General features: G+C 58.3%; 30 protein-coding genes and 1 tRNA gene. 27 read left to right on the forward strand and 4 right to left on the reverse strand.

All coding sequences use genetic code 11. The features are described from left to right. Positions 1–66 precede the first annotated feature (66 nt). Together AC1D11_RS11465 and AC1D11_RS11470 are read right to left on the reverse strand one after the other, a co-directional pair. Complete coding sequence (locus AC1D11_RS11465; protein WP_477649002.1) at positions 67–1,098, reverse strand: response regulator; 1,032 nt, start codon at positions 1,096–1,098, stop codon at positions 67–69. After that, on the reverse strand, positions 1,082–4,624 hold the full coding sequence (locus tag AC1D11_RS11470) for a hybrid sensor histidine kinase/response regulator (RefSeq protein ID WP_477649003.1): 3,543 nt from the start codon (positions 4,622–4,624) through the stop codon (positions 1,082–1,084). Before AC1D11_RS11470 ends, AC1D11_RS11465 begins: the two co-directional genes overlap by 17 nt. A gap of 169 nt (positions 4,625–4,793) precedes the next feature. On the opposite strand from AC1D11_RS11470, the gene AC1D11_RS11475 reads away from it, so the two are divergent. The 7 genes from AC1D11_RS11475 to ureG are packed head-to-tail and all read left to right on the forward strand — an operon-like array spanning position 4,794 to position 9,816. Further along, on the forward strand, positions 4,794–5,096 hold the full coding sequence (locus AC1D11_RS11475) for an urease subunit gamma (RefSeq protein WP_007874763.1): 303 nt from the start codon (positions 4,794–4,796) through the stop codon (positions 5,094–5,096). A gap of 21 nt (positions 5,097–5,117) precedes the next feature. Further along, a complete protein-coding gene (locus tag AC1D11_RS11480) occupies positions 5,118–5,735 on the forward strand; it encodes a HupE/UreJ family protein (RefSeq protein WP_477649004.1) in 618 nt (205 codons plus the stop codon). An 8-nt stretch (positions 5,736–5,743) separates the two neighbouring features. Beyond that, positions 5,744–6,049 (forward strand): urease subunit beta, encoded by a 306-nt coding sequence (locus AC1D11_RS11485; RefSeq protein WP_477649005.1) that lies wholly within the window; start codon positions 5,744–5,746, stop codon positions 6,047–6,049. Beyond that, positions 6,049–7,767: an urease subunit alpha gene (gene ureC, locus AC1D11_RS11490; RefSeq protein WP_477649006.1), complete on the forward strand. Its 1,719-nt coding sequence runs from the start codon at positions 6,049–6,051 to the stop codon at positions 7,765–7,767. Before AC1D11_RS11485 ends, ureC begins: the two co-directional genes overlap by 1 nt. Before the next feature lie 6 nt (positions 7,768–7,773). Continuing rightward, complete coding sequence (gene ureE / locus AC1D11_RS11495) at positions 7,774–8,376, forward strand: urease accessory protein UreE (protein ID WP_477649007.1); 603 nt, start codon at positions 7,774–7,776, stop codon at positions 8,374–8,376. 15 nt (positions 8,377–8,391) lie between these two features. Next, positions 8,392–9,093 carry an urease accessory protein UreF gene (locus AC1D11_RS11500; RefSeq protein ID WP_477651043.1) on the forward strand — a complete coding sequence of 234 codons (702 nt, stop codon included), beginning with the start codon at positions 8,392–8,394 and terminating at the stop codon, positions 9,091–9,093. Between the two features lie 54 nt (positions 9,094–9,147). Next, positions 9,148–9,816: an urease accessory protein UreG gene (gene ureG / locus AC1D11_RS11505; RefSeq protein WP_477649008.1), complete on the forward strand. Its 669-nt coding sequence runs from the start codon at positions 9,148–9,150 to the stop codon at positions 9,814–9,816. 233 nt (positions 9,817–10,049) lie between these two features. Here ureG and AC1D11_RS11510 read toward each other — a convergent pair whose 3' ends face one another. Next, positions 10,050–10,358 carry a hypothetical protein gene (locus AC1D11_RS11510; protein WP_477649009.1) on the reverse strand — a complete coding sequence of 103 codons (309 nt, stop codon included), beginning with the start codon at positions 10,356–10,358 and terminating at the stop codon, positions 10,050–10,052. Between the two features lie 355 nt (positions 10,359–10,713). On the opposite strand from AC1D11_RS11510, the gene AC1D11_RS11515 reads away from it, so the two are divergent. The 17 genes from AC1D11_RS11515 (at position 10,714) to AC1D11_RS11595 (ending at position 22,850) form a co-directional block, all read left to right on the forward strand. After that, positions 10,714–10,803 (forward strand) — tRNA-Ser (locus tag AC1D11_RS11515). Between the two features lie 302 nt (positions 10,804–11,105). Then, a complete protein-coding gene (locus AC1D11_RS11520; RefSeq protein ID WP_477651034.1) occupies positions 11,106–12,155 on the forward strand; it encodes a hypothetical protein in 1,050 nt (349 codons plus the stop codon). Positions 12,156–12,198: 43 nt separating this feature from the next. Further along, entirely contained in the window at positions 12,199–12,666 is a 468-nt protein-coding gene (locus AC1D11_RS11525) for a hypothetical protein (protein WP_477650717.1), read from the forward strand. A gap of 572 nt (positions 12,667–13,238) precedes the next feature. Continuing rightward, a complete protein-coding gene (locus AC1D11_RS11530; RefSeq protein ID WP_477651035.1) occupies positions 13,239–13,553 on the forward strand; it encodes an excalibur calcium-binding domain-containing protein in 315 nt (104 codons plus the stop codon). Positions 13,554–14,029: 476 nt separating this feature from the next. Further along, positions 14,030–14,458 carry a hypothetical protein gene (locus tag AC1D11_RS11535; protein ID WP_477651444.1) on the forward strand — a complete coding sequence of 143 codons (429 nt, stop codon included), beginning with the start codon at positions 14,030–14,032 and terminating at the stop codon, positions 14,456–14,458. A gap of 75 nt (positions 14,459–14,533) precedes the next feature. After that, entirely contained in the window at positions 14,534–14,899 is a 366-nt protein-coding gene (locus AC1D11_RS11540) for a lysozyme inhibitor LprI family protein (protein WP_477651445.1), read from the forward strand. 733 nt (positions 14,900–15,632) lie between these two features. Next, entirely contained in the window at positions 15,633–16,124 is a 492-nt protein-coding gene (locus AC1D11_RS11545; RefSeq protein ID WP_477650525.1) for a hypothetical protein, read from the forward strand. A 90-nt stretch (positions 16,125–16,214) separates the two neighbouring features. Next, a complete protein-coding gene (locus AC1D11_RS11550; RefSeq protein ID WP_477650526.1) occupies positions 16,215–16,673 on the forward strand; it encodes a DUF2267 domain-containing protein in 459 nt (152 codons plus the stop codon). A 172-nt stretch (positions 16,674–16,845) separates the two neighbouring features. After that, a complete protein-coding gene (locus AC1D11_RS11555; protein ID WP_477650527.1) occupies positions 16,846–17,199 on the forward strand; it encodes a hypothetical protein in 354 nt (117 codons plus the stop codon). A gap of 497 nt (positions 17,200–17,696) precedes the next feature. After that, positions 17,697–18,080 carry a hypothetical protein gene (locus tag AC1D11_RS11560; protein WP_477651037.1) on the forward strand — a complete coding sequence of 128 codons (384 nt, stop codon included), beginning with the start codon at positions 17,697–17,699 and terminating at the stop codon, positions 18,078–18,080. A 308-nt stretch (positions 18,081–18,388) separates the two neighbouring features. Continuing rightward, a complete protein-coding gene (locus tag AC1D11_RS11565; RefSeq protein ID WP_477650093.1) occupies positions 18,389–18,790 on the forward strand; it encodes a hypothetical protein in 402 nt (133 codons plus the stop codon). A gap of 128 nt (positions 18,791–18,918) precedes the next feature. After that, positions 18,919–19,236: a hypothetical protein gene (locus AC1D11_RS11570; RefSeq protein WP_477650092.1), complete on the forward strand. Its 318-nt coding sequence runs from the start codon at positions 18,919–18,921 to the stop codon at positions 19,234–19,236. Between the two features lie 643 nt (positions 19,237–19,879). After that, a complete protein-coding gene (locus AC1D11_RS11575; RefSeq protein WP_477650091.1) occupies positions 19,880–20,212 on the forward strand; it encodes a hypothetical protein in 333 nt (110 codons plus the stop codon). 93 nt (positions 20,213–20,305) lie between these two features. Further along, complete coding sequence (locus AC1D11_RS11580) at positions 20,306–20,767, forward strand: hypothetical protein (RefSeq protein ID WP_477650090.1); 462 nt, start codon at positions 20,306–20,308, stop codon at positions 20,765–20,767. Positions 20,768–20,892: 125 nt separating this feature from the next. Next, positions 20,893–21,186, forward strand: coding sequence for a hypothetical protein (locus AC1D11_RS11585; RefSeq protein ID WP_477650089.1), 294 nt, complete (start codon positions 20,893–20,895; stop codon positions 21,184–21,186). Positions 21,187–21,278: 92 nt separating this feature from the next. Next, positions 21,279–21,914 carry a TonB C-terminal domain-containing protein gene (locus AC1D11_RS11590; RefSeq protein WP_477650088.1) on the forward strand — a complete coding sequence of 212 codons (636 nt, stop codon included), beginning with the start codon at positions 21,279–21,281 and terminating at the stop codon, positions 21,912–21,914. Positions 21,915–22,046: 132 nt separating this feature from the next. Further along, positions 22,047–22,850, forward strand: a complete 804-nt coding sequence (locus tag AC1D11_RS11595; RefSeq protein ID WP_477650087.1) for a tetratricopeptide repeat protein — start codon at positions 22,047–22,049, stop codon at positions 22,848–22,850. A gap of 240 nt (positions 22,851–23,090) precedes the next feature. Here AC1D11_RS11595 and AC1D11_RS11600 read toward each other — a convergent pair whose 3' ends face one another. Beyond that, positions 23,091–23,261 (reverse strand): hypothetical protein, encoded by a 171-nt coding sequence (locus AC1D11_RS11600; RefSeq protein WP_477650086.1) that lies wholly within the window; start codon positions 23,259–23,261, stop codon positions 23,091–23,093. A 206-nt stretch (positions 23,262–23,467) separates the two neighbouring features. On the opposite strand from AC1D11_RS11600, the gene AC1D11_RS11605 reads away from it, so the two are divergent. The 3 genes from AC1D11_RS11605 (at position 23,468) to AC1D11_RS11615 (ending at position 25,821) form a co-directional block, all read left to right on the forward strand. Then, on the forward strand, positions 23,468–24,469 hold the full coding sequence (locus AC1D11_RS11605; protein WP_477650085.1) for a tetratricopeptide repeat protein: 1,002 nt from the start codon (positions 23,468–23,470) through the stop codon (positions 24,467–24,469). 482 nt (positions 24,470–24,951) lie between these two features. Beyond that, positions 24,952–25,275, forward strand: a complete 324-nt coding sequence (locus AC1D11_RS11610) for a hypothetical protein (RefSeq protein ID WP_477650084.1) — start codon at positions 24,952–24,954, stop codon at positions 25,273–25,275. 99 nt (positions 25,276–25,374) lie between these two features. Further along, positions 25,375–25,821 carry a hypothetical protein gene (locus tag AC1D11_RS11615; protein WP_477650083.1) on the forward strand — a complete coding sequence of 149 codons (447 nt, stop codon included), beginning with the start codon at positions 25,375–25,377 and terminating at the stop codon, positions 25,819–25,821. Positions 25,822–25,882 lie beyond the last annotated feature (61 nt).

The raw sequence follows: 25,882 nt of genomic DNA on the forward strand, positions 1-25,882 counted from the left end.
CGCAGGCGCAGCGGCCCCCTTGGGGGGCAGGAAGCTACACGCAGTGAGCGACCGTGGGGGCCATATCTAGCCCTCAAACTGCGGGTGCAGCTGCCGTATGCGGTTCATCGCCATACCCGCGGCAGCGGTGCGGGTTTCCACACCCAGCTTCGCGTAGACCCGTTCCAGGTGCTTTTTCACCGTCGCCGGGCTGGAACCCAGGATATCGCCGATATCCCGGTTGGTTTTGCCCTTGACCACCCAATACAGCACTTCGGCTTCGCGGGCAGTGAGCTTGAAGCTCAGGCTCATGGCTTCCACCACTGCGTCGTCGGAAATTTCGCGCATGACAATCAGCCAGTCACCGCCGCGGTCCCCGTCGCCGGTCTGCTGGTGCAGCCGGAAGGTCAGGCGCCGCGGGCCAAGCTCCACCGCCAGGCGCGGCGGCTCGACTTGTCGTTCGGCCTCTGCCATGTGCCTGCGCAGCCAGTCAAGTACCGGCTCGGGTGTTTGCGGCGCGGACGTGCCGTAGTAGCGCATGAGCAGGTCGCGCGCCAGCGGCGTCTGCCAGATCAATTTCCCGTCTGCCTCACCGCCCATGCGCACCGTGATGCTGGCGTAGCCGAAAGCGTCCAGCGCGTTGCGTGCTTGCCCCGCCTGCCGCGCTTCCTGCCTGGCACGGCGGGCGCCCTGCAAATGCACGCCCATGCGCGCCATCACTTCCTTGGGCTTGATCGGCTTGGTGACGTAGTCCACCCCCCCAGCTTCCAGGGCTGCCACGAGGTATTCGGTTTCCGTGAGGCCGGTCATGAAAATAATGGGGATGTGCGCCGTTTCAGCCATGGCCTTCAGGCGCTTGGCAACTTCGAAGCCGTCCATCCCGGGCATCATGGCGTCGAGCAAAACGATGTCGGGCAAAGCCTGCAGCGCACGCTGCAGAGCTGCCTCGCCACTGGTGGCCACAAGGACGGTATAGCCTGATTCATCGAGCGCATCGTGCAGGACCGACAGGTTGTCGGGCACGTCGTCCACAATCAGCACGATATCGCTGTTGGCCCGGTCCAGTGTGCGGTCCAGTTTTCGATCCAGCGTTGGTCCATCGTCAAGCACGCTGCTCATGGCCCGTCTCCTTGTTCGCTAGCTGGCGGCCCATGGCTTCAAACTGAAATTGCCGCGCCAGCACGCGCATTTCGTCCACAAAGGCCGCGGCCTCCGGCCGCTGCCTTTCAATCTCTGCCAGGTTGTTCATGATGCCCCGGTAAAACCCGAGATTGACCACCTCGAGCAGCGCCGCGAGTTGAGACGCATCGGGCAGTACACGCGGCGGCACGGCCTGGACCACAGGGGCGGCGGCGTCCGCAGGAAGGTCATAGCGCCACTTGAGGCTCAGCCGGCGTTCAAGCCAGTCAATCAATTCGGTGTGGCGCACCGGTTTGAGGATGAAGTCCTCGGGAAGGATGCCGGCATCGTTCTCGGCGCCCTTGTCGAATGCGTTGGCGGAAACAATGGCGAGGTGGATGTCCTCATGCCCCGACGCACGCACACGGCGCAGGGTTTCCCAGCCATCAATCCCCGGCATGGCCAGATCCATAAAGATCACGTCGGGCCGGTACCCGCTGGCCAGCAGGTCCATGCAATCGTGACCGCTGGCGGCGGTACGCAATTCAAACCCCATGGGCTCAAGCAGTTGCACCAGCAGTTCACGGTCAGGCTCTTCGTTGTCGACTACCAGCAGCTTGCGGCGGGCCCCGTCATAGCCGCGCGGCTGGCGCCTTGCCGGTTTGGTGGCGGCATCCTTGACGGCCCCTGCGGCCATGTGCACTTCGGGCAAAAACAGCCGGATGCGGAAAATCGAGCCTTCGCCCGGGGTGCTGACCACCGTCATCTCGCCACCCATCAGGTCGGTCAGCATCTTGGCAATCGTCAATCCCAAACCGGCGCCCGGTGTGCCTTCCGCGCTTTGGCCGGCTGTAGCCCCCCGCGCAAAAGGCTCAAAAATCCGGGACAACTCCGCCTCACCCATGCCCGGGCCGGTATCTTCAATGTCGATGTAAGCCATCTCGCGCGCATGGCGTAACCTGAAAATCACCTGGCCCTGCGCCGTAAACTTGATGGCGTTGCCCAGCAAATTGATGAGAATCTGCCGAACGCGTTTCTCATCGGCCCGCACCAGCTCCGGCAGATGACCGCTGGTCTCAAAGCGGAACCCGAGACCCTTGGCGGCGGCCTGCAGCTCGAACATGCCGGCCATCTCGTGCACACAGTCGGCGAAATGCATGGGCTTGACATTCAACGTGAGCTTGCCCGCCTCGATGCGGGCAATATCGAGCGTTCCCTCGATCAGCGAGAGCAGGTGTTCGCCCCCGCGCTTGATGACGCTGACGGCCTGTTTGCGGTGCGGCGGTATGGCGTTGTCTTCACCCATCAGCTGCGCGTAACCCAGGATGCTGTTGAGCGGCGTGCGCAATTCGTGGCTGATGGCGCTGATATAACGGCTTTTCGCCTGGTTGGCCTGGTCGGCATGGCGACGGGCCTCTTCTGCCACCAGCCTGGCCTGTTGCAGCGCCTCGTCTGTTTGCCGGTGCGACTCGATCTCCCGCATCAGCAAATGAGTCTGGCGGTTCGATTCTTCCTGGGCCACCTGGCGGCTTTTATGCGCCAGCACCAACCACCAGGCCACCAGGCCGGCGATGACCAGCAAGGCCATGTACGCCTTCATGAAACCTGAACGCAAAGCCGGCTCAGAGGGTTCGATGTCCGCCAGCGCGCTGATTTCCTGGTGGTACAGCAGGCCGAACACGCTGGCCAGCAGCGGCACGATGATGAGCATGAGCAGCAGGAAATGGCCCAGGCCCGTATCCAGGTAAGGCCAGGTGCGGCGCGGCAGCAGCCAGCGCAGCGCACCGGACCACTGCGCCGAGAGGCTGGCGTGCGGCTTGCACAGGTCGCCGCAGCGCGCGTCCAGCGTGCAGCACAGCGAGCAGATGGGGCCCTGGTAGGCGGGGCAGTGCGCCATGTCCGGGCCTTCGTAGGCGCGTTCGCAAATGACACACTGCTGCGTCGCATAGCGCTTGTAGGAACCGTCGGAAGCAGTCGCTCCGGAGCTGCGCGCAATGTAGTAACGGCCCTGGGTCGCCCAGGCGATCAAGGGTGCGGCCACAAATGCAGTACCCATGGCGATCACCGCGGAAAAAGCCCGCGCCGTTTCGCCGTAAAGCCCCAGATGCGCTGTGACCGACAAGAGCGAAGCCAGCGCCATGGCGCCCACGCCGACCGGGTTGATGTCATACAGGTGAGCCCGCTTGAACTCAATACCTTTGGGAGAAAGACCCAAGGGTTTGTTGACGACCAGGTCGGCGACGACAGCCATCACCCAGGCGATGGCGATGTTCGAATACAGCCCCAACACGTCGCCCAGTGCCTGGAACACATTCATCTCCATCAGCATGAAGGCAATGAGCGTGTTGAACACCACCCAGACCACCCGCCCGGGGTGGCTGTGCGTGATGCGCGAGAAAAAATTCGACCACGCGAGGGAGCCAGCGTACGCGTTGGTCACATTGATCTTGAGCTGCGACACCACCACGAACAGCGCCGTGGCCGCCACCGCCATGCCGTAATTCGGAAAGACATACTCGTAGGCCGCAAGGTACATCTGGTTGGGGTCTACGGCCCGGTCCAGCGGCACCATGTTGGAAATGGCCAGATAGGCCAGCAAAGCGCCGCCTAGCATCTTCACCACGCCGAGTAACACCCAGCCAGGCCCGCCCGCCAGCACACCCGCCCACCATCGCCAGCGGTTGGCCTCTGTCTGCACCGGCATGAAGCGCAAATAGTCGGCTTGCTCGCCCATTTGGGTAATCAGTGCGATTCCGACCGTCAAAGCAGCACCAAACAGGTGCAAATTGAATTCGCCGTTTGTTCCAGTCTCCCCTCCGTAGTGCAGAACACCCGAAAACGCACCGGGATCGCGCAGAAAGACATAAACAAAAGGCACCACCAGCATGACCAGCCACAAGGGCTGCGTCCAGACCTGCAGGCGGGAGATTGCGGAGACGCCGTGGGTTACCAGTGGAATAACCACTAGCGCGCAGATCAGGTAACCCCAGCTGGGCGGGATACCCAGGGCGAGGTCCAGCGCGTAAGCCATGACCGCCGCTTCCAGCGCAAAAAAGATAAAGGTAAATGAGGCGTAGATCAGCGAGGTCAGCGTGGAGCCGATATAGCCGAAACCGGCGCCGCGCGTCAGCAAGTCCATGTCGACGCCATAGCGCGCCGCGTAAATGCTGATGGGCAGGCCCGCCATGAAAATGATGAGCCCGGTGGCCATGATCGCCCAGAAGGCGTTGGTAAACCCGTACTTCACCAGCAGCGTGGCGCCCACGGCTTCAAGGATCAGGAAAGAAGCCGCGCCGAACGCGGTGTTGGCAACCCGCCACTCGGACCACTTGCGAAAGCGCTGCGGCGTGAAACGCAACGCGTAGTCTTCCATGGTTTCGCTCGCCACCCAGCTGTTGTAGTCGCGCCTGACCTTGATGATGCGCTGCACCGGCGCGTCGTTGCCTGACCCGGGCGTGGCAAAGGCCGCCGCATCGGACGCATCGGCAGGAAGTGGCGGTAGCGGTGGCGTAGCCGGTGCGTCCATGGGGGTGGGGCAAATGCGCGAGCGCGGAGTGGGGAACCGTACAGCGGTGCAGGTTCTATGCCATGACCCCAACCGGAGGGCCGAGCCTTGGCCTCTCCAGGCTCTTGTGGCACCATTCTTGCACCCCGGCAAGCATCCCCAAGCCGGCAGCCTGCCCTGAGAGAGCCCCATGGAATTGACGCCCCGAGAAAAAGACAAGCTCCTTATTTTTACCGCTGCCCTGCTGGCCGAAAGGCGCCGCGCCCGTGGCCTCAAGCTCAACTACCCCGAGTCCGTAGCGCTCATCAGCGCCGCCGTCATGGAAGGCGCCCGCGACGGCAAATCCGTCGCCCAGTTGATGAGCGAGGGCCGCACGGTGCTGACCCGCGCCGATGTGATGGACGGCATCCCCGAGCTGATCCCCGACATCCAGGTCGAAGCGACCTTTCCCGACGGTACCAAGCTGGTCACCGTGCACCAGCCGATTGTTTAAGTATTACCCGAGATCGCCACCATGCAAATCAAAGCCAAAAATGCTCTTTTTTTGATAGCTGCTTGCGCACTGTCGGCGGGCGCTAGCGCCCATATTGACCATCATTCCGGCGCTGTGGCGCATGACCACGCCAGCGCCTTCTTCAGCGGCTTCATCCATCCACTGACAGGCATGGACCACCTCGCGGCCATGGTGGCCGTGGGCCTGTGGAGCGCGCTGGCCGCGCGGCGTGCCGGGCCCGGGCTGTTGTGGGGCCCGCTGGGCTTTGCCGGCATGCTGCTGGCAGGCGCCCTGCTGGGCCTGCAGGGTCTGCAGATTCCCGCCGTCGAGCCCATGATCGCGGCTTCGCTGCTGGTCACGGGGCTGCTGGTCGCGACGCGCTGGCATGTGCCGGGTATCGCGGCCGCCCTCATCGTCGGTGTGTTCGCCGTCTTCCATGGCCTGGCCCACGGTTATGAACTGGCTCAAGCTCCCAGCGCCTGGGCCACGCTGTCGGGCATGCTGGCCGCGACGCTGCTGCTGCACCTGGCGGGCCTGGCTGCGGGCTGGGCGCTGCGCAGCGCCAGCGTCTGGCTGCCGCGCGCGGCTGGCGCCGCCGTCGCCCTCTTCGGCGTGACCCTGCTCGCCCAACTGGCCTGAGGCGCACCATGATTCCCGGCGAACTCATCACCGATGGCCCCGACCACGTACTCAACGCAGGCCGGCGCACGCTGACCGTCGTGGTGCAGAACACGGCAGACCGGCCCATACAGGTCGGCTCGCATTACCACTTCGCCGAAACCAACGGTGCGCTTGGCTTTGACCGTGATGCCGCGCGCGGCATGCGGCTGAACATCGCGTCGGGTACGGCGGTGCGCTTTGAGCCGGGGCAGCAGCGTACTGTCGAGTTGGTGGACTTCTCGGGTGATCGAAACATCTACGGCTTTCGCGGCCTGATCCAAGGAAAACTCTAATGGCAACCATTGGTCGCCGCGCCTACGCGGAAATGTTCGGCCCCACGGTCGGTGACCGCCTTCGGCTGGCCGACACCGAATTGGTGGTCGAAGTCGAAGCCGACTACACCTTGCGCGCCGGCAGCTACGGCGAGGAAGTCAAATTCGGCGGCGGCAAGACCATACGCGACGGCATGGCCCAGTCGCAAAAAACCCGTGCCGAAGGCGCGATGGATTGCGTGATGACGAATGCGCTCATCATCGACCACTGGGGCATCGTCAAGGCCGACATCGGCCTCAAGGGCGGGCGCATCGCCGCCATCGGCAAGGCCGGCAACCCCGACACCCAGCCCGGCGTTGACATGATCATCGGCCCCGGCACCGAGATCATCAGCTGCGAAGGCATGATCGTCACGGCCGGCGGCATTGACTCGCACATCCATTTCATCTGCCCGCAGCAGATCGAGGAAGCGCTGACTGCCGGCATCACCACCATGCTGGGCGGCGGCACCGGCCCGGCCACAGGCACCTTTGCCACCACCTGCACGCCCGGCCCCTGGAACATCGAGCGCATGCTGCAGGCAGCCGACGCCTTTCCGATGAACCTGGGCTTCCTGGGCAAGGGCAATGCCAGCCTGCCCGCCGCGCTGCACGAGCAGATCAACGCTGGTGTCATTGGCCTGAAGCTGCACGAGGACTGGGGCACCACGCCCGCGGCCATCAGCAACTGCCTGGATGTTGCGGAAGAAACCGACACACAGGTCGCCATCCACAGCGACACACTCAACGAGTCGGGTTTTGTCGAGAACACGATTGCCGCCACCAAAGGCCGCAGCCTGTGCGCCTTCCATACCGAAGGCGCGGGCGGCGGCCATGCGCCTGACATCCTGCGCGTGGTGGGCGAGGAGAACTTCCTGCCCTCCTCCACCAACCCGACCATGCCCTACACCGTCAACACGCTCGACGAGCACGTCGACATGCTGATGGTGTGCCACCACCTGGACGCCGGGATCGCCGAAGACCTGGCCTTTGCCGAAAGCCGCATCCGCAAGGAAACCATCGCAGCCGAAGACGTGCTGCACGACCTGGGCGCCATCAGCATGATGAGCAGTGACAGCCAGGCCATGGGCCGCGTCGGCGAAGTCATCATCCGCACCTGGCAGACCGCCCACAAGATGAAGCAGCAGCGCGGCAAGCTGCCCGGTGACAGCGACCGCCATGACAACTTCCGGGCCAAGCGCTACATCAGCAAATACACCATCAACCCCGCGATTGCCCATGGCATCTCGCACGAGGTCGGATCGGTCGAGCTGGGCAAGTGGGCCGACCTGGTGGTCTGGAAACCGGCCTTCTTCGGCATCAAGCCTTCAGTCATCCTCAAGGGCGGCTTTATCGCCATGGCGGCCATGGGTGACCCGAATGCCTCCATCCCTACGCCGCAGCCGGTGCACTACCGCCCCATGTTCGGCGGCTTCGGCGGCGCGATTGCCAAAGGTTCGCTGACTTTTGTCTCGCAAGCGGGGCTGAACGCTGGCGTCAAGGAACGCTTCGGCCTGGCCAAGACCGTGAGTGCCGTGAAAAACGTGCGCGGCGTGCGCAAGCAGCACATGGTCCACAATGCCTATCTGCCCAGGATGGAGGTTGACGCCCAGACCTACCTGGTGCGCGCAGACGGCCAGCTGCTGACCTGCGAGCCGGCCACCAGCCTGCCGATGACGCAACGATATTTCCTGTTTTAAGGTTCCATGCTCCAGGTTTCCAAAGTTATTTCGCAGGGCGCGGGCCTTGCGCCTGTTCTCGTCAAGCGCGCCTCCAGCATCGAGCTTGACTGGGACGTCCGCCAGAAAAGCCGGTTTGACGGTACCGATTCGCTGGGCCGGCAGCTCGGTATTTTTTTGCCGCGCGGCACGCTGGTGCGTGGCGGCGACGTGCTGGTGGCGGAAGACGGCTCCATGGTCAAAGTGATCGCCGCGCCTCAAGCCGTGCTCCGCATCACCGCTTGCCCGTCGCACGGCTCCCCTTTCGACCTGACGCGCGCCGCTTACCACCTGGGCAACCGGCATGTGCCGATTGAGCTCAAGCCCGACCACCTGAAAATTGAACCCGACCATGTACTGGCCGACATGCTGCGTGCCATGCACCTGATCGTGAACGAGGTTGAAGAAGCGTTCGAGCCTGAAGGCGGTGCCTACAGCGCCGGCGGCCACAGCCATGGGCATGACCACAGTCATGCGCAGCCCAGCCCCGCGCCGCACGTGCATGGCCCGGACTGCAACCATGGGCATGACGACCACACCCACGAAGCCCAGCCGGTCGCCATCCAGATCCACAGGCACAAGCCACACTAGGCCGCGTTGATGGACATGTCCGCCGCGCCTGCCGGGCAGCTATCGGCCGCCAGCCTGCTCCAGCTCATCTGGCTGGCCTCTCCGGCCTTGCCGGTAGGCGGTTTTTCATACTCGGAAGGGCTTGAAACCGCCATGGAACGGGCGCAACCCGCTACTGAAATAATAGCAAGTGACTGGTTAACCGACCAGCTTCAGCTGAGCCTGGCGCGCGGTGACCTGGCGGTGATTGCCCAGGCTATTCCCGCCTGGCGCCTGGGCGACCTGCAGCGCGTGCAGCAACTCAATGCCTGGGTGCTGCAAACCCGGGAAACCAGCGAACTGCGTGCCCAGGCCGAGCAAATGGGCAGGTCCCTGCTGGACTGGCTGCGCAACCATGACGATGCCAGCGCAGCGCACATTGAGGCCTGCGCGCAGATGCAGCCGACCTTCCCCGTCGCCTTTGCGCTGGCCGTTTCACAGACCGAGGCAGGCGTGCGCGACTGCCTGCTGGCTTACGCTTTCGGCTGGGCCGAAAACATGACACAAGCCGCCATCAAATCCGTGCCTTTGGGCCAAAGCGCCGGCCAGCGCATGCTGGCGCGCCTTGCCGGCGGCATACCTGCAGCGGTCGAGGCCGCCATGCAGTTGCCGGATGAGGAACGCCAGGCCTTTTCACCCATGCTGGCCATTCTTTCGTCACAGCATGAAACCCAGTATTCGCGGCTGTTCCGCTCCTGACTTCCCACTGCAAATTTCACTGCAAACCTCACCGCAATTCCAACAAAGCCCCCCATGAGCCTGCATCACATTGCCAACCGCACCAAAAAACTTCCCCCCTTGCGCGTCGGCATAGGGGGCCCCGTCGGTTCCGGCAAAACCACCCTGCTTGAAATGCTGTGCAAAGGCATGAAGGCCAAATACGACCTGGTCGCCATCACCAACGACATCTACACCAAGGAAGACCAGCGCATCCTGACCGTCAGCGGCGCGCTGGACGCTGAACGCATCATGGGCGTGGAAACCGGCGGCTGCCCGCACACCGCCATACGCGAAGACGCCTCTATCAACCTCGAAGCCATAGACCGCATGCTGGTGGACTTTCCCAACGCCGACGTCGTGTTTGTCGAATCCGGCGGCGACAACCTGGCCGCTACCTTCAGCCCCGAACTGAGCGACCTCACCATCTACGTGATCGACGTGGCCGCGGGCGAGAAGATTCCGCGCAAAGGCGGGCCGGGCATCACCAAAAGCGATCTGTTCGTCATCAATAAAACCGACCTGGCCCCACATGTGGGCGCTGACCTGGGCGTGATGCAGGCGGACACCATACGCATGCGCACCACGGCCAAGGGCCTGAAGCCTTTTGTCATGACCAATCTCAAGACCAATGCCGGCCTTGCGGAAGTCATTGCGTTTATCGAGACAAAAGGGATGCTGCTGGCCCAGCCCGAAGCCGCGTAGGGAGAGCAGGCAAAAAAAAGCCCGGAAGACCGGGCAGTAAAACTGGCTTCGCCAGTGGAGGGAGGTGCGACCCAGGACGGGCCGCAAGGAAAGTTTAGCCAGCGGCTGGCTGGCGGTGTGTAGGACAAGGTCGTGAATGCCGCCTGCGGACAGGGTTTCGGCGACAGGCCCTGGCCCCGACGGGCCGCTGCCTCATATATATAGCAGTCATATAGCAGGCCATTCTGACGTCCTTACAGCTCAAACTCGCTGGGGTGAACGGTTTCGAACATCCTGCCGTCCCGGAAGAAAACAACCATCCAGTTTCCAAATCGTTGCGTGGGATGCGCCGGAATGACCTGGTTCAGGGCATGTGCAATGGATTTCTTGACGGGTAACTCAATTTCCTGGATTTCTGGGGAAAGTGAGTCCACGCTAATCAACATGAAGGTTCCACGGTCCTGCACTTCGACCCGCGGAAACGACCAGCGGGCGCCAGTGGCATGCACAAACGCCGTAGTAACCTTCTCTGCCGCCTCGGGGGGGAATGCTTGAGCAGTCATATTTGTGTCCTCTAAAAGTGCTGTAACTGAATGTTTCAATCATGGCTGCGCCAGCGCCTTTAGTCACCGTTCCAAAAAACGTTTAGGAAGCGGAGAGGAAATAGTTCCAGGAAATAAGTCCGTTTTTTTGGCTCTATTTGCTTGACAGTCACAAAGTGACCAATGGCGTACCAAAAAGAGGTGGACTTCAGCCCTCTATTTTTGGCAGTACCCTGCCCTCGCGAATAATTCCCAGGTCTGGAAGGCAGCCGATGCGCCCGGCGCGCCTGTTGTCCAGGCTGCGAGACCGCATTTATCGACAGCGCCCCACCAACGAGCCAGATGACCGCTGACTAGCGGTTAAACTATGCGGCTCGGAAGCGTGGCAGAGCGGTTGAATGCAGCAGTCTTGAAAACTGCCGAGGATGCAAGTCCTCCGTGAGTTCGAATCTCACCGCTTCCGCCACTTGTTGGCACTGGCTTTTAGCTGCTCTAAAAGTGTGCTCTCCGGTTCAGCCTCAAGCGCTGCAACCGCAATCCAGTGCTCTGGATTTCTCCTAATTTGATAGCAAGATTTCCAGCAAGCCTAGGATTTAGGCGTTCCTGCTTCTGCGCCGTGGAGATCACGATGGCATTGCAGAGGATTGCGATGGCGAACCGAGCTCGAGCACAGAGAAAGCGACCCCTTGCGGCCGCTCCAAGCAAATTTCGTTTCGCATGCGAAACCGCTAGCCTTAAACTTCACCTCAACAAAACGAGGGGGGATTTATGAGAGAGTGGGTTCGAATTCTTTGTCTGACTCTTTTGGCGATGCTCATAAACACGAGCGGAAATGCGCAAACTCCTGTGCCCTCCGCCGGCGCTCAGGTCACTGCATATACGCCGACTCAAATCACTGAGATCGTTAAAACATCCTTCCAGAAGGATGATTTTGCGACGCTGGACAAGATGGCAACTCAGTTCCGGACCACCAAGAGCCGGTCCTCTTCTGGAAGCTGGAATCTCGCGATTTTCTACAGTAATTTCAGAGATGCGATGTACGAGGGAGGTAAAGCAAATTCAGATGAGCAGTGGCAGCGTATCGAAGAAAAAATCTCGCGCTGGGTTGCCAACAATCCGAATTCAGCAACTGCACCCATTTTTCTTGCATGGGCTCAGCTTCGACACGGATGGTTTTATCGAGGCAACGGTACTGCAAACACGGTAACCGAGGAGGGGCGGAGGCAATTTTCTCGATATGTATCGATGTCCGCAAATACCCTGGAGAAACATAAGCGCGTTAGCAGTATTGACCCAGAGTGGTACGTCATGATGCTGAGCTTGGCCAAGCATCGCATCATGAAAGACGGTGAATACGCATTGCTGTATGAGGAGGCGCTGAAGGTCGAGCCTCTTTATCACGATATCTATAAAGTCGTTGCGGATGCTGTGTCGCCAGCGTGGGGCGGTAGTATCGCGCAACTCGACGCGCTCGCAGCCGACGCTGTTAGACGGACAACTGCGGTTGAGGGAAGAGCGCTCTATGCCCGCATTTTCTGGTCTGTTTTGGATCGAAACAGCAACACTTTCGGCCAAGTCATGTCCTCCGGTAGTTGGACTCTCATGAAAACGGGCTTCGAAGACATGATCAGGCAATACCCTGACGATTGGAACAGAAACGCGTACGCAAAATTCGCATGTCAAGCAGGCGACGTGGATACGTTTATAGCAATGGCTAGAACCTTTAATGGCAAGCCCATGGAAGATGCATGGCCCGGCGACTACTTTCGAAAATGCAAAGAGTACGCTGCGAAGCTGCGACCAAATAGCCTACTTTGATTCTTTCCCACCATCTCCGGCACATTAAGTCGCATCAGCCAATATGGATCTCGACGGAGTACTCTCCCTCATCCTTCTTGTCTTGCATTGGCGCGTCGTGCTGTGCCTTATTACTAGTAGCGCGCTGGCGATTGCCCTGGTGCATCTGTTTCCCTGGTTGAGTGGCTTCCAGGGTGTCGTTCTTGCCCTGCTCGGTCTCGTTGCCGGCCTGATCTGGGAAACACACGCCACAACGCCAGAACAGGCAGAGGCGCAAAGGCCTTCCGAAACTACCGTCGGCGTAGCTTGCGCGAGTGCGCTTATAGCCGGCGCCACATGGGGGGCTTGCAGCGCAAGCTCTGTACATTCGTTCCTTGCCGGTGCAGTGATCTTCGTCATAGCCGCGTGGGGATGGATCTGGTTTGTGGGCGTTGCCCCGTCCTCGACGGCCAAGGGACGAATCTATCTCTGCATCGCCCTTGCAGCATTCGCATTTCCCATCGCGGCGGTGGTCACTCAAACTGTGCTCTAACCCGTCCTTCGAGCGGACCGCCTTCCGTGCTCCGCCTCAATCAGAACTGTCGGTTGCACATTCATCGAGATCATGTCGGTAATTCGAGGTTTTTCTTATCCCTCAATTAGAGGGGGCGGCGATTTGAACCAGCGAGTATGTTTGAAGCTTCGAGTCTTTCAGGTTCGCATAGTCAGTGTATTGCCCACAACACAAAGACAGGAAACGGAGGAAACACATGAACAGACTAGCCGCAATAGCCGCCATCCCATGGAGCGTTCTATTAGTGCTGACTCTCCTAGCCTCATGCGCATCGACACCTAAAGATGAGCCACCGCAACAGGAGAGACTCTCGGTCACAAGAAGGCTTTCTGCTGAAGAGGTCACCCGTCTATTGAACAGCCTGCCCCGATCCGAGCGGGAAGTTTGCAGGCGCCATTGCGGCGTTCGACTTTGCCCAATGCCGCCCAAATACGATGCTGCTGACTGTGGCTGGGTCTGCGAAGAAACTTGTCAATGCAGCCCCGGCTCTGCCTGCTAGAGCGATTAAAGAGCGGCCCCGACACTAGTCGCCAGTTCAGGCAAGAAGAGCTATGCAACGCATCATCGTTTTGCTTATCGTCGCCGCGCTTGGCTGGTATGGCTATGGAAAATACCAAAATCGGCTGAAAACCCAGCGTGCCGTTCAGGCTGAGGACTGGTCATCAAAACCGCCCTTGGCAAGCGAGCCGATATCTGCGCCGAAGCTTTTGCCCCCCAACACTTCGGCTTTCAAGTGCGATAGCCGAACGTACTGTTCCCAGATGACTTCTTGCGCGGAGGCCACATACTTTTTGAAAAACTGCCCTGGCACAAAGATGGATGGCGACAAGAACGGTATTCCCTGTGAAAAACAGTGGTGCCACTAGCTAGCGCCCGATCGTCTTGTCTCGCGCAAGAGCCAGTGAGCCTAACCTTTTCTTCAAGTGACCTGTCCTCACACGGGACGAGATCTTGTGGGTGACTCAGCGACAACCAGGGCAGCGCGGTTTTTTCACAGGGGCAGGCCCGGCGCCCGCAGCCGACGTGACACAAAGCAAAGCGACTGGCACCCAAGGGTGCAGCCGGGCCGGGTTATGGGCAGCGATGGTCAAACACAACGGAATGGGCTGTTTGGGCTGCTCTCGTCCATATTGAGGAGGTGATAACCACACTGTCCACCTAGAATCGGTTTGCGGGGTTTGGTCCCTTTTTTATCGACCTGAGTGAAACTCAAAATGGGCAATAAGTCTTTCAATAACAAGCACTTGGCTGGGTTTTCAGCGGCCAGGTTATACCGCAGACGCGATGTTATACCGCAGACCTTGCGGTATACATTACGTTAGGCATCGCGAGCGACACACCTATGGACTACGCCGATACCAAGTTCATGGAGCACATGGCTGCTAAGTCACCGCTCTCGCTGGACCAGATTTGCGAGATTGCGCAGCGTGCTCTGGATCTTCCTGAGTTCGATTTCGACGCTGAGAACGAAACGGAATGGGGCATCTCCGTCAAAGACGGTGTCGAGTACAACATCTCACGCCCATACAAGGAAGCAACACTGCAGGCGTGGGACCCAACGGTTCCCGAGGGCTTCAACATTGGGCTAATCCTGATCTTCCGCGAAGACACTGCGCTCCCATCCTCCACGTCCAACGCACTGGTTCAACACGTCGCTCAAACGCTCGCAGCGGCGCTCGGCACGCCCATTGCGCATCACCGCACTTGGCTTGGCGTTGGCAACGACGTCCCGAGAAGCGCACTATTCCTTCCCGGGCCAAGCGATGCCTAACCCTTCCATCGAGGGGACGTCACAAAGGCCGCTTCGCGCCCTTTGCGCCGCCCCTCATGTCAAACGTTAAGTCGCATGAAATACGCCGCGCTTTTTTTCATGCTGTTTGCGTCGGGAGCTTTCGGACAAACGGAGTGTGATCGAAACTGCGCACAATCGAAAGCGGGTTCGGAGTTCGAGAAGGTGGATGCCGAACTCAACCTCGTTTATCGGCGGTTAATGTCGTCACTATCGCAGGCTCAGAAAGATAAGCTTCGCGTCGAACAACGACTTTGGATTCATGAGGTTAGAGACGCTTCTTGCGCAAAGCGGATCGAGACAGAATGGGGAGGGTCTTGCCCAACCACTTGGTGTGTTATTGCCGAGGAGCAGTGCCGGGTGTCTGAAACCCAGGAGCGCACGAAGCAGCTTGAACAAATGGTTGAGGGAGTAATACGATGAGCATTCAACTTAATTGGTCGCCCGACACGGACACGCAACATCAGGCCATCGCTTCGCGGCGAGCGTTGCGTGCCGGTCAACTCCGACGTTAGACAGCACGTAGAGATGCGCCTAAACGTCCTCCGCACTGTGGGCCTCGCCCTTATTTGCTTGCTCACATCAGCGCAGGCGAGTGCAGATGCAGACCCGCCCGTTTCCTCCGCTACCATTCGCGTCTGCCTTGAATTTCAGTCTGAGGGGCGCGTCACGCAATCTAGCGAAGTGGCTCTCGCCCGGGCGATGGAGTTCATCGGCAAGCGACGCATTTCGAGCATTCAGGGAATCGTCTCGACGCCTGGTGCGGCCACTTATGAGGAAGTCGCTCGGGGCTACGTTCCGAACGACGCACAAATTGAGTTCACGATGTCTCGACTTCGCGCACTGGAGAATCGGATTGAAGCCTTTGTCCGAGAACGAAGGCCGCAGCATTGGAGTGTCGCCGCGCTGCCTGGCGGCCTTGTGCCGGGCTTTGGCTCCTGCCCAACTTTGATCATGTTCAATGTGGCTCCGGACGCAGCGCTCTGTGCTGGCCCGCGGTGCGAGTTCAGTTGTACGGATTTGGGCTGCGGGAAGGCACAATGAACCGAACTCACATGTGCGCCATGCTGTCTAACTTGGCAATCGACACGGACATCCTATCAGCCGGCTTTCGCCCGCCTACTGTTCGCCGGTCATTTCTACGTTAAAAGGCAACATGCGCCAATTCCTAGCCATCCTGATTCTGTCCGTCTGCTCTCAGGCGAACAGCGCCGTGACGTACAGCGACTCTGATTTCTCGTTGGTCCTTGGCGGGGATTGGGTGCAGGTTCGCCTATTGTTCGCGGAACATGTTGTCTTTCGCTCGAAGGCGCTGGGCTTGCACGTGAAGATCATGGGCATTACACAGCCGGTCCGACCTGATCGCACCCGGCTAGTGGCGACGAAGCTCCTCGAAGAGTCGATTCGGCGCGAGCACGCGAATGCCAAGGCAGGTGTGACCGTCACAATCACGAAGCAGGAGATATATGCCTTGAGTGATGGCACTGCCGGAACTTACAGGGGATTCGACAGCTCGGGGCGTTCATTCGTGACGGTGGAGCACACTCGCCCCATCAGGTCGGTATTGATGTTCTTCGAAGCGCCGACGTCGAACGCCGCCAACCTCGACCAAGCGGTTGAAGAGGTTGTTCAAGGACTATCGCAATGAATTGCGATTGCTCAGAGTCGCCCTCTAACTTGTCGCCCAAGGCGGACGCCTGTGGCGCCGCTTGTCTCCAACGTTAGACCGCATACAACCATGACGTTGCCTTTTGAGTATCAGAATCCAACTCTTCAGTTCGAACGTTTCATGGTCGACGCTCGCGATTGCGCGAGTCTGGCTACGACGAATATGGCCTGGAACATGGTGGTTGGTGTCTTGCACGCCTTTCGCCATCGCCTTTCAGTGAACCAGGCATTGGCCTTCGCCGCAGTGCTTCCACCAATGATTCGCGCCCTCTTCATTGAAGATTGGAACCCACAACAAGCTGTCCTGCCCTTCGGCGAGCCGGCTGACTGGCTCGCTGACGTCCGCTCGGTTCGTCCCGAACACAATTTCTCGCCGCCCGATGCCGTTGTCTCGGTAGCTACTGCACTGAGCAGGCACGTAGATACACAAGCTTTCGAAAGAGTTCTCGCTCTCCTGCCCGCAGAAGCTCGGCGCTATTGGCAGCCAAGAAATCCATCAAGTTCTGGGCCTGCCTCAAATGCGGTCTAACCCTTCCATCCCGCGGACATTCATGTCAAACGTTAGAGCTCACATGTGCAAAGTTGCACCACTCTCATTTCTCCTAGTCTTCGCTCTTATGGTTGGGTGCGATCAACCCACTTCAAAAGCGACAGCACCCGTACCGTCCCGGTCGGTTCAAATCGAGCAAGCAGAGTTCGGTTTGTTTACGATTGAAGACGGCAAAGCAAGTTTTACCCCTTCAAAGACCGTTCCCTTGTCGATCAATCAAGCCTACGGATGGGTTGTGAAGCTAAGAACAAAGCAAGAGACGGTCAAGTGGCGGGAGGAATTCACTCTGCCGTCAGCTCCAACTATGTGGGGTAGTCCGCCAGGGAGTTCTCAAGAATTTTCGGCCGATAAAAGGACGTCCATTCTTGAGCGAGAAGTTGCCCCCCAAAACGGAACAATTTTTAACTCATGGTCTGTCGCTGCTGGCGACCCACCGGGCCGCTACACCATCCGCCTATCAGTTGCAGATGCGGAGCCAGTAGTTTTCGAGTTCGAGGTCCGGTGAGCCCCAGCCCTTCCATCGAGAGGACGTCTTGCAGCTGGCTGCGCCAGCTGCGAGGCGCCTCTCATGTCAAACGTTAGATGCCATGGAAACTCTGCTCGTCCCGGCGCTCGCGCTTTTTGGGTTTGGCTTCGCGGTTGGCGCATTCTTGAATCATCCAGACGAACTCCCAACGCACCGGCTTCGTAGGTTTCTGTGGATCGGGTGGATAGGATGGACCATCCTCTGCGGTGCACTGTTGCACCTTGCGAACGAAAGGCTTTGTCCCCCCGGCGGTTGCATCGGAGTGGCCTTAGGGCTTGCGTGGTTCGGACTGGCACTAGTGTGGTTAGTTGGCGGGCTGTGCACGACGGCTGGTATCTATACTGCCCGGAACTATCTGAGGAATCACTAGTGGCAATGACATCAAACAAGTCGTTCGACACTGACGCCCAAGTGCTTCAATGCGCTCCGCGCACACGCCTCCCGCTCGCCGATCAACTCCAACATTGGGCCGCGCCATGAGAGTCATTGCAATTGTTTCGCTTCTTGTTCTGCCTGGTCCGATATTCCTGGCTTACTCGCAATTCATTGGCACCACGGGCTTTGAGTGGAAACACTTTTTGGCGAACTATGCCTGGTGCTCTGCCGTCTTGTATTGCTCCGGGTTGATTTTGATGGGGGCCCGTGCGAGCGTCACGCTATGGCTTGCTACCCTCGCCGCGGGGAATGCAGCTCTCATTGCATTCTGTGTTTGGATGGCCAGCCTCTTAGCGAAAAACTACAGGGACACCGAAATCGCATGGGTACTCCTCTTTCCAATTCAGGCACTGGTCATTGCGCTCGCGGTGTTGGCCTATTGGATTGCGCATCGGAAAAATGAGGGGCCTGGCCATGTTGCTTAAGCGCAGCGACTGGCATCCAAGGGTGCAGCCGGGCAGGGTTTCGGGGAGCGATGGTTAAACACAACGGGATCGGCTGTTTGGGCCACGCTCGTCCATATTGAGGAGGCGGTTACCACACTGCCCGCCTAGAATTGGTTTGAGGGGTTTGGTCTTTTTTTATCGACCTGAGTAAAACTCAAATAGACAATAAATCTTTTAATAACAGGCATTTGGTTGGCTTTGCAGCGGCCGGGTTATACCTCAGGGACGACGTTATACCGCAGACCTTGCGGTACACATTACATTAGACCCTTATCAGGGAGGAGATCATGCTTCGCGGCTACAAGAAGGCAGGAAACATCGCGCTAGGTATTGCTGCTGTCTGTGCGGCAGCAATCGTAGTACTCGGTCAGAAATCAACGAACGGAAACGTCTGGGGCCCTGGCGGCGCGCCACCGGTTCTGATGTACGCCACCGGTTTGAGCGTCGTAGCCATGTTCTGGGCGTACGTTAAGGCCAAAGGCCACTCAGGCTGGCTCGGAGTGTTATTGCCATTACTCAGTATCGTGGGGCTGGCCGTCCTGCTGAGGCTCACCGACAGGCATCCACAGACAGAAGTGCCGAGTACCAAGCAAGACGCAGCAAAGACCTGGGCCACCTACGCGCTTGTTACGGTCGGTCTCGGAGCTATGGCTTATGTCGTCTTCGTCATTAAGAGCAACGGGGTCTAACCAGTCATTCCACTGGACTGCCTTCGGCGGCCGGTGAATTCAAACGTTAGGCCACATAAATGCACCTCACAGACACCATTGGGTCACGCCTCTGCGTGCTAGCGTCGCTCGCGGCCCAGGAGCGATACATGGTCAACGCCACATCAGCGGAATACCTGCTTCCAGTCGAAGCAATCAATGACGCCTATACGGTAGTTCAAGAGTTCAGCAGCAATGGGCCGCGCCAAAGTCAGGTCGAGTACCGCGTAGTAGAGGCAGTTAACCACTTCGCTCTCGTGCTCAAGACTGAGAGCGAACACATTGACGCTCTCCTTGAACTTCCTTGGAAAGATCTGGTTCACAAGAATGCGTCATGGGCGGCGCTCAGAGAGGCCGCCGGAGCCTGTTTGCTAAGCATTGGGTTTGATCTTGCCCAATGGGAGCAGAGCCAGGGCTATGCGGCCTAATCCTTCAATCAACCGGACAAACCCCGGCAAGCCGGGTCACGCAGCTCTTGTCAAACGTTAATCCTCATATCAGATGTTGCATCTAACCTCAAACTCGCTCGTCTTCGCGGCGTTCTTTATTTCTGGCTGTGTCGCGACAGCGCCTCTATACACACCTCCTGCATCGGAGCGGAGTGCTTCTGTTTCTTTCGAAACGACGGTTACCGTTCCTACGCGTCACGCGTATGTCAGTGACTCTGGCACCTGCGCGGATCGAGGAAAGGTACAAAGTCCCGGAGAGTCGCGAGTTCCAGCCGAGAAAAAGGTGCTCATCCAGCAAGGCTTCTTTTCGATCTGGGCCCTCCATACTCAGCACTGCAATCTGGCGGCCACATTCACTCCCGTATCTGGTGAACGGTATGTGTCGTCATATCGAATGAATGGCGAAACGGGAGTGTGTCAAATGGATATCTCAAGAATAAATCGAGACGGAACGCGTTCGCCCGAACCTACTGCTGCCAAGGTTTCCTCGTGCCCAAGGCCATGACTTGGAAAGGCTGCGGCAAATGAAGGTTAACAGGTTAATCAACTCGGACGCTCAACGGCGTCCGGCCGCAGGCGCGGTCACCTTGAGTGGGCGCCGGTTACTTCTACGTTAGCCCTCATGGAGACTGTTCAGCTACTTGTCGTCGAAGAGCGATTCCAACTGAGTGTGATCGGGCTCACCGTGGTGCCAGACTTCCCGATGCCTAAAGGTTGCTGGTCTAACATTGAGGAAGAGGTCGTAGTAGTGACGCCCGCTGGTGAGAGTTTCAACACACTCGCTCAATTCAACATGACTCACTTCAATTTTGGCGGACGCGAGGTAGACCTCGACAAGCTTTGGAGGGTTGTGGTTTCCTTGCCATATCTCGAGAAGCCGGCTCTCCCAGTCGGCAGTCGTGTTTTGGTCCGCCCTGAGCTTCTTCACGCCATCACTGTTGGTAATGAGCGCTAACTTGTCAATCGATACGGGCCCCGCGACAGCGGAAGGCTGCTTCGCCACGAAGCGTCGTGGTCTGGTCATTTTTACGTTAAAAGAGAAAACTCAATGAAACTCGGTCCACTCCTTCTTGCTGTTGTGCTTTTTGCTAGCGGATGCGCATCAACCCCTCGCGCGCCGCAAGCCGTAGGGACTGCGAAGGAGGCAGCAGAAAAGCGAATTCGAATCACGGCTGACTCGCAAAGGGAACGCACTCTCCTTGCTGGGCTGGACAAGCGCCTCTACATCACCCACGTCGATGATGAATCGACCAATACAGCTTGCTTCCACTGGCCTGATTGTTATGCCGAAGAAGTGCTTGTCGCCCCTGGGAGGCACTACCTAAAGTTGAAGTTTGCGCACCTCGCCAGTTTCGCTCGCAGTACGGTGTGGTTCGACGCAGAAGAAGGAAAGAGCTATGTTGTTCGAAAGCGTCTTTCTGGCTATGGAGTGCAGTTTTGGGTAGAGGACGCGTCTACCGGGCGACCTGTAGGCGGACTTCCCGGTGCTGAAGAAGAAACTAAGAAGTGACTCCGTTGGCGGCTTTTTAACATGTCAGCCAACACGGACGCCTAAGAGGATTCGGCAGCTCTGCGGTCAACTCTTGGTCGCCGGTTGCCTCTACGTTAGACCACTCAATTGGAGGTGACAGTTATATGTACATCGATCCGCTTCTCGCATCCTTCATGGCGTTCGTTGCTGCCGTGATTCTGTTGGAGATCACGCGCGCCAAACGCATTTCCAGCAAGGGGCTCAACTTTATCCTGATTGCGATTGCCCTCTTGCTGTCGCTTTTTCTGTCAGCGTATACCTCTCGGTCACCGGAGGCGTCAGGCGGGCATCTGTTCTACTTTTGGGTCGCGTACGCCATCTTTTCGTCGTTCGTACGCAAGAAGAAGCGCGCGCGCGTAGAGGCTAACGAAGGGGCGACCGATGACCCCGCGACCTGACAGGTTGTTCGACATGGACGTCAACGGTCTTTCGCGCCTGCGGGGCTCCGTTCCGTTTTCCGCCGGTCAACTCCAACGTTAGACGCTCCATCATGCTCCTTGTCCGCTCGCTTGTTCTTGCACTCGTCGCCTCCGGCGCCCTGCCAAGTTCTGTTCGTGCTGGAACCGAGAAGACTCCAGCGGAAATCAGTTCCAGGTTGGAACAGTTGGAGCGTGAGCAAGCGAAATTACGGAAGCGGATCACGGAACAGCTCGATCAAATGGACGATGGGCCGCGCCGCGAGGAGCTAAAGGGCCTGCTCGCCGAGATCGAGCGCCGAATGATCAATTCGCGAAAACTCTATCTGGCACCGTCGGCGCGGATGACCGAGGAGATGAAGATTTATCACGCTCGGTTGATCCGAAGGATCGAGGACTGCGGCACCAGGAACTTTCCGAAAGAGAACGGCAAGAGCATCTATGGAAAGGGACTGATGGCAGTCACCCTGGACCGTGCGGGAAAGGCTGTGGAAACTGAAATCCTTGAATCTTCCGGAAGCAAGGCGCTCAATTCTCATATGGCGAGAATCGTGCGTGCGTCTTCGCCGTTCGGTCCGATACCGAAGCAAGTACGCGCGGAAGGCGAACAGCCCTTTGAACTCCTTGTTGTGCTCACACGCTTCGACTTTACCCACGATGCCGGCCCGACCCAGGATCTCGACGAGAAGGAGAGATGTCGGTGGAAATAGTTGAGTTAGTGACAGTAGGTGCGTCTAACATGTCCGTCAACGTGGATGCCAAAAGCCGCCCTGCAGTTGCGCCGCGTCGTTCTATGGTCGCTGGTTACGTCCGACGTTAGCCATTTCCGGAGTACCCTGGTCATGCTCAGAAAAATCATTGCCTTTTGCGCCGTCATCCTTTCAACACTGGGAATCCAGTCTGCGTATGCGAACGACTCGGCCACCCGAGGCGGCAAGCTCTCGGTAAAACCTGGCGATTTGATCGTTCAACAAGGCAAGGACGGCTGGAGGGCCATCATGATCCTCGCCGTGGACTCTTGGCCCGACGGATCGTTTGCGGCTCACTGCCTTACGTACAAGCCTGTTCTCACCAAGCCAACCGTTGAAACCGTTCGCCAAGCTCCCGTCTTTGTATGGCACGCGCCCATCGATGCTGGCAGCTTCCAGCAGGGGTGGGAGCGAATTGGCAACCAAGCACCATCAAAGGAAGAACTCGTCGGCTTTGTCGAGTACCTCAAGTTGACCGACTTTCCGCGATACCTCGCCTTCACGGGTCAAGACTCCAAGGAAATAGTCCGTAAAGCGAACGAGCACTACAAGCGTGCTTACGCGCTCGGTGACCAGGGCAAGAGGACGGAGGCGATTGACGAATACGGCCAAGCAATTGACCTTTTCCCTCTCTTCTACGAAGCCATCGACAACCGCGCTTTCACCTATATGGAACTTGGGCGGTTCAACGAAGCTCTCCACGATTTTGAAGAATCGTTACGAGTGAATCCAATTGGAGTGAGTGCATTTTTCTCCAAAGGAGAGTGCCTAATGAAGCTCGGCGAGCTGAAGGCCGCCGAGGCAGTCTTTCAGGAAGGGCAGAATCGCTTTCCAGCGCAACGCGCAATGTTCACAGAATTCCTGGAGCAGGTCCGGGTTCGGAAAAAAAATGGCTAACCCTGCATTCCGGCGGACGCCTAACGGTGCCGCTGAATTTGAACGTTATCTGGCTCGGGAGTGTCCGTGAGCTCCAGCAACAAAGGCCCGAACGCGAATCCCCTTCGCTCATTGATGGCCGAGGCGGCTGGCGAGAAGCACGTCTCATACGCGAACTTGGTCGAGGCCAAATTAGACCGCAATAGCGTTGCCGTCCTCGAAGGTGATTGGGGCGGCCAAATTTACTTGGTCGTGCGAGCCTCACATGTGCAGTGCGACGAGGTCCAACTTCAAACTCTTTTGGCCGAGCTCGACGACTTGGAGTGGGCAGAGCCGGATGGCGCTGGCCTCTACTTTGAATCGCGTGAAATTGGCCAGCCCGTACCAGGTGGTATGGGTGGAGGTGCGGTCGCTGCCGAATTCTGGCTGCATCCGAGGCTCGTTGCACACGAGGCAGGAGTCAGGGACGTTTTGAGCGGTGCTCAATCCAGCATTCATCCTGGAGCCAGATAACATGTCAATCGACATTGGCCCACAACAGCAAGCTGCGGCTTCGCCGCGAGTGTTGGTGGTCCGGTCATTTTTGCGTTAGCCGGCCCGAAGACCGGCCTCTGCTCCTTTCCCCACACAAAAAACCTATGACCCTCCGAACGAAAATGTTGTTGGTCCTCGCTGTCGTAACAGTCAGTCTCTCCACCACCTGTCTTGGGCGCGAGGATCAAGCTTCGGGGTATAGGGCCACCGACTCCAGTTACAAGGCTACTCTCGACGAAGCTGTCGCATTGCTCGACAGTTGGCGTGGAGATTCGTCGGTGCTCAACACAGCCAGAGTCAAGCTTGACAGCATCCTCCGCTCAAATCCCAACGTTGCAGCCGCCCATCGTGAATACGCTCGCTATCACATCATGAGTGGTTACATCAGCGGCAATCGCGTTGCACCGGCCTCGCTGGCCGCCGCCGAACGTTCTCTGAACGAGTCTCTCAGGCTCAATCCCAGGTACGCGGAAGCATATGTACTCGCGGGACACCTGTACTTCCTGCAGAATCGTTTGCCGGACGCAATGGATGCGCTAGCCAAGGCAAAGGCAATAGGCACCTCGGACCCATGGCTGCCGCTGAATACAGCAGATGTTTTGATTGCTCAAGGCAAGCTAGATGAAGCCGCGCTCAACTATCAGAGTGTTATTGCCAGTGGCACAAAGAACTCAAAAGCCATGCTGGCTGCATTCTCCGGCCTCATTCGGTGCTACGAGAACACCGGGCAGCTCCAGAAGGCAGACGAAGCATACAAGCGGAAAATTGCTTACGAACCCCAGTCTGCGTGGTCGTATGGGAACTATGCTGCCTTCTTGCTCTGTACAAAGGACGATGCAGAAGCGGCGATTGCTCAGTTCAGAAAGGCACTTGATCGAATGAACTATGGGATGGCGCGCAGCGGGCTCGCCGCGGCGCTGTACCGAAAGGGGGCCATGGGAGCAGAGGGCAGACATCCAACCGACGCCAGCGCCCTATTGAGAGAGGCGCAAAGTCTTCGCACCGGCACACCTGCAGAAGTTGTTACTTCATTCTGCGGAGGTGGCCCGGCTGTTTCGGCGGTATTGAGAGCAACAAATCAACCGTCTCCACCACCCTCGCGCTGAGGCCGGCCAACCCTTCCATCGAGAGACGTCGCCCGGCAAGCCGAGCGTCGCCTATCATGTAAACGTTAGAGCGCATATGATGACTGATCGCGATTCCACCAGGCTGACCGCTTTATCCGTGCTGCTCCGAATCGTGATTGCCGCAATCGGAGTTTTTCTTGGTCTATTTTTCCTTGTAATCATTGGGCTTACGGGCAGCAGCATCTACGCGCCGCGCCTTGCCATCGAAATATCCAAAGTGGCCATTTTGGTTGCGACAGCGTCCATCGTTGCTTGCTGCATGACACCCCCCAGGATTCTTCGCGGGAGATCTACCCAAGCGAGAGTCTTTAAGTACCTGCTAGTGTTTCTTGCTGCTCAGCCACTGATAACCGTACCCATTGCATACAAGTTCTTTCGGCATGCACTCTAACAATTCATTCAAGCGGACCCGTCTTCGGCGGTCCGCTTAAGTCAGACGTTAAGCGTCATAGGTAGACAGCATGCGTGACGACCTTTCAGAATCTGAAGCACAGCGGCTCATCGAGGCGCTTCTTAGCCCCGCTGAACGCGCTCGGGCTACTCACGAGCTTGCGACCTACGGCGCAAACGCTGTCCCCGTGCTGCGCTCGATTTTTGATGGAACAGCAAAGAATCAATTCGGCGTTTCCTATTGCAAGCTTGGTATACCTATTGACTGTGCGCTAGTGATCGTCTCTCTTCTCGGGCAGGTTGCAGCACCATTGGAGGAGTTTGTTCGTCAGCAGTTGACGGCAGACCATCCTTATGCAGAGAATGCCTTATTGGCGTTGAGGAACAACGGATGATCTCAAAACATTCGCGAACTGACGCTCAACCCTGCATTCAAGCGGGCCTGCACCAGCTAAGCGGGCTAGTCCGCTAAATTTGAACGTTGGGACTCAACGATGCAACATGTCTGGCTCGCTCTGGTGTTCGTACTTGCCGCAGTGCCGGCTCTCGCCGCCGGCCCTACGGAGAATGCAACCTCTCGCCATGCACAAGCGTATGGAAGTGATGAAAAGTGGTGGAAGTGCAATGCACTCGAACCTGCGAAGGGTTGCGATACCGGGCCGTTGAACGTTCTTGGTCTCTCCAAAGAAGAGGAGGCTTTCGTGAGGGATAAGCTGGATCGCATTGCATGGCGACCGCAGAAATTCGACAAGGAAGCGGTTGCCAAGCTTCTGAGCACCAAACCCTCGATGGATATTGCAGGGAGGCAAGCCTATAGCGCCGTGGGGCCTGGCGCAGATACCAACCGCGGTGTCTCCTTGTACTACGACGGAGGCGCCGTCTTCATGATCCATTGGTATCAACCAGGCCGCTTTCTCCTGGTTAAGGCGAGTTCGCTTTGAGTCCTAATCAGCTAGTCCACACGGACATCCAAGGACGTCCTCTCATTTGGCGCCGGTCACG

Source organism: Polaromonas sp. P1_E11, assembly GCF_056405995.1.

Bases quoted from the DNA above. Each gene is read 5' to 3' on its own strand.
- AC1D11_RS11465 (WP_477649002.1), bottom strand. From the start codon at position 1,098: ATGAGCAGCGTGCTTGACGATGGACCAACGCTGGATCGAAAACTGGAC.
- AC1D11_RS11470 (WP_477649003.1), bottom strand. From the start codon at position 4,624: ATGGACGCACCGGCTACGCCACCGCTACCGCCACTTCCTGCCGATGCG.
- AC1D11_RS11475 (WP_007874763.1), top strand. From the start codon at position 4,794: ATGGAATTGACGCCCCGAGAAAAAGACAAGCTCCTTATTTTTACCGCT.
- AC1D11_RS11480 (WP_477649004.1), top strand. From the start codon at position 5,118: ATGCAAATCAAAGCCAAAAATGCTCTTTTTTTGATAGCTGCTTGCGCA.
- AC1D11_RS11485 (WP_477649005.1), top strand. From the start codon at position 5,744: ATGATTCCCGGCGAACTCATCACCGATGGCCCCGACCACGTACTCAAC.
- ureC (WP_477649006.1), top strand. From the start codon at position 6,049: ATGGCAACCATTGGTCGCCGCGCCTACGCGGAAATGTTCGGCCCCACG.
- ureE (WP_477649007.1), top strand. From the start codon at position 7,774: ATGCTCCAGGTTTCCAAAGTTATTTCGCAGGGCGCGGGCCTTGCGCCT.
- AC1D11_RS11500 (WP_477651043.1), top strand. From the start codon at position 8,392: ATGTCCGCCGCGCCTGCCGGGCAGCTATCGGCCGCCAGCCTGCTCCAG.
- ureG (WP_477649008.1), top strand. From the start codon at position 9,148: ATGAGCCTGCATCACATTGCCAACCGCACCAAAAAACTTCCCCCCTTG.
- AC1D11_RS11510 (WP_477649009.1), bottom strand. From the start codon at position 10,358: ATGACTGCTCAAGCATTCCCCCCCGAGGCGGCAGAGAAGGTTACTACG.
- AC1D11_RS11520 (WP_477651034.1), top strand. From the start codon at position 11,106: ATGAGAGAGTGGGTTCGAATTCTTTGTCTGACTCTTTTGGCGATGCTC.
- AC1D11_RS11525 (WP_477650717.1), top strand. From the start codon at position 12,199: ATGGATCTCGACGGAGTACTCTCCCTCATCCTTCTTGTCTTGCATTGG.
- AC1D11_RS11530 (WP_477651035.1), top strand. From the start codon at position 13,239: ATGCAACGCATCATCGTTTTGCTTATCGTCGCCGCGCTTGGCTGGTAT.
- AC1D11_RS11535 (WP_477651444.1), top strand. From the start codon at position 14,030: ATGGACTACGCCGATACCAAGTTCATGGAGCACATGGCTGCTAAGTCA.
- AC1D11_RS11540 (WP_477651445.1), top strand. From the start codon at position 14,534: ATGAAATACGCCGCGCTTTTTTTCATGCTGTTTGCGTCGGGAGCTTTC.
- AC1D11_RS11545 (WP_477650525.1), top strand. From the start codon at position 15,633: ATGCGCCAATTCCTAGCCATCCTGATTCTGTCCGTCTGCTCTCAGGCG.
- AC1D11_RS11550 (WP_477650526.1), top strand. From the start codon at position 16,215: ATGACGTTGCCTTTTGAGTATCAGAATCCAACTCTTCAGTTCGAACGT.
- AC1D11_RS11560 (WP_477651037.1), top strand. From the start codon at position 17,697: ATGAGAGTCATTGCAATTGTTTCGCTTCTTGTTCTGCCTGGTCCGATA.
- AC1D11_RS11565 (WP_477650093.1), top strand. From the start codon at position 18,389: ATGCTTCGCGGCTACAAGAAGGCAGGAAACATCGCGCTAGGTATTGCT.
- AC1D11_RS11570 (WP_477650092.1), top strand. From the start codon at position 18,919: ATGGTCAACGCCACATCAGCGGAATACCTGCTTCCAGTCGAAGCAATC.
- AC1D11_RS11575 (WP_477650091.1), top strand. From the start codon at position 19,880: ATGGAGACTGTTCAGCTACTTGTCGTCGAAGAGCGATTCCAACTGAGT.
- AC1D11_RS11580 (WP_477650090.1), top strand. From the start codon at position 20,306: ATGAAACTCGGTCCACTCCTTCTTGCTGTTGTGCTTTTTGCTAGCGGA.
- AC1D11_RS11585 (WP_477650089.1), top strand. From the start codon at position 20,893: ATGTACATCGATCCGCTTCTCGCATCCTTCATGGCGTTCGTTGCTGCC.
- AC1D11_RS11590 (WP_477650088.1), top strand. From the start codon at position 21,279: ATGCTCCTTGTCCGCTCGCTTGTTCTTGCACTCGTCGCCTCCGGCGCC.
- AC1D11_RS11595 (WP_477650087.1), top strand. From the start codon at position 22,047: ATGCTCAGAAAAATCATTGCCTTTTGCGCCGTCATCCTTTCAACACTG.
- AC1D11_RS11600 (WP_477650086.1), bottom strand. From the start codon at position 23,261: ATGCAGCCAGAATTCGGCAGCGACCGCACCTCCACCCATACCACCTGG.
- AC1D11_RS11605 (WP_477650085.1), top strand. From the start codon at position 23,468: ATGACCCTCCGAACGAAAATGTTGTTGGTCCTCGCTGTCGTAACAGTC.
- AC1D11_RS11610 (WP_477650084.1), top strand. From the start codon at position 24,952: ATGCGTGACGACCTTTCAGAATCTGAAGCACAGCGGCTCATCGAGGCG.
- AC1D11_RS11615 (WP_477650083.1), top strand. From the start codon at position 25,375: ATGCAACATGTCTGGCTCGCTCTGGTGTTCGTACTTGCCGCAGTGCCG.